This is a genomic window from Nitratireductor aquibiodomus NL21 = JCM 21793, from assembly GCF_000615975.1.
GTDB lineage: Bacteria > Pseudomonadota > Alphaproteobacteria > Rhizobiales > Rhizobiaceae > Nitratireductor > Nitratireductor aquibiodomus.
On record NZ_BAMP01000183.1, the window covers coordinates 1 to 1,228 of the forward strand.

The following is a 1,228-nucleotide window of genomic DNA, read 5'->3' on the forward strand; positions in this document are numbered from 1 at the left end:
TTCCGCTGCGCGAACCGGGCGCACGGGCCGTCATGTGACGGTTACCGTTCCGGGCGGACCGCTCGACATTCTCTGGCGGGAAGACGATCACGTGATCATGACCGGCCCCGCCGAATGGGAGTTCTCCGGCCGCTTCGACCCCGCCACCGGGGCCTGGGAGCGCGAGACCGAGGGAGCAGCCTGAATGGCGGTGGATGTTCTGACATTCGGGTGCCGGCTCAACGCTTACGAGTCCGAGGTCATCAAGCGCGAGGCCAAGGATGCCGGGCTTGAGGAACTGGCGGGCGGCGCGGTCGTCGTCAACACCTGCGCCGTCACCGGCGAGGCGGTGCGCCAGGCGCGTCAGGCGATCCGCAAGGCGCGTCGCGAGAACCCGGACGCCCGCATCATCGTCACCGGCTGCGCGGCGCAGACTGAGCCCGGCACCTTCGATGCCATGAACGAGGTGGATCTCGTTCTCGGCAATGAGGAAAAGCTCAAGGCCCACAATTACCGCGCCCTGCCGGATTTCGGCGTGAACCAGTTCGAGAAGGTGCGCGTCAACGACATCATGGAGGTGCGCGAGACCGCATCGCACATGGTCGAATCCATTGAGGGCCGCGCCCGCGCCTTCGTGCAGGTGCAGAATGGCTGCGACCACCGTTGCACCTTCTGCATCATCCCCTATGGCCGGGGCAATTCGCGCTCCGTGCCGATGGGTGCCGTTGTCGATCAGGTGCGCCAGCTCGTCGGCAATGGCTATGGCGAAGTGGTGCTCACCGGCGTGGACCTGACAAGCTTCGGAGCCGATCTGCCGGGCAGCCCGCGCCTTGGGCGGCTTGTTTCGACCCTGTTGCGCGAAGTGCCGGAACTGAAGCGCCTGCGCCTTTCCTCCATCGATTCCATCGAGGCGGATGAGGAATTGATGCGCGCGCTGGCGGAGGAAGAGCGGCTGATGCCGCATCTCCATTTGTCGCTGCAGCATGGCGACGACATGATCCTGAAGCGCATGAAGCGCCGCCATCTGCGCGCTGATGCCATTGAATTTTGCCACCGCGTGCGCGCGCTGCGCCCCGACGCAGTGCTCGGCGCCGATATTATCGCCGGTTTCCCGACCGAAACCGATGCCATGTTCGAGAATTCGCTGAAGATCGTCGAGGAATGCGGGCTCACGCATCTCCACGTCTTCCCCTTCAGCCCGCGCGAGGGCACGCCGGCAGCACGCATGCCGCAGCTCGACCGCGCGCTG

General features: G+C 65.5%; 1 protein-coding gene and 1 pseudogene. Both read left to right on the forward strand.

From position 1 onward, the window contains the following. Positions 1-184: pseudogene (locus JCM21793_RS27990) on the forward strand (diaminopimelate epimerase); the annotation flags it as partial. Continuing rightward, the coding region (gene mtaB / locus JCM21793_RS23065) for a tRNA (N(6)-L-threonylcarbamoyladenosine(37)-C(2))-methylthiotransferase MtaB (RefSeq protein WP_025031872.1) at positions 185-1,228 on the forward strand (1,044 nt) is incomplete at its 3' end.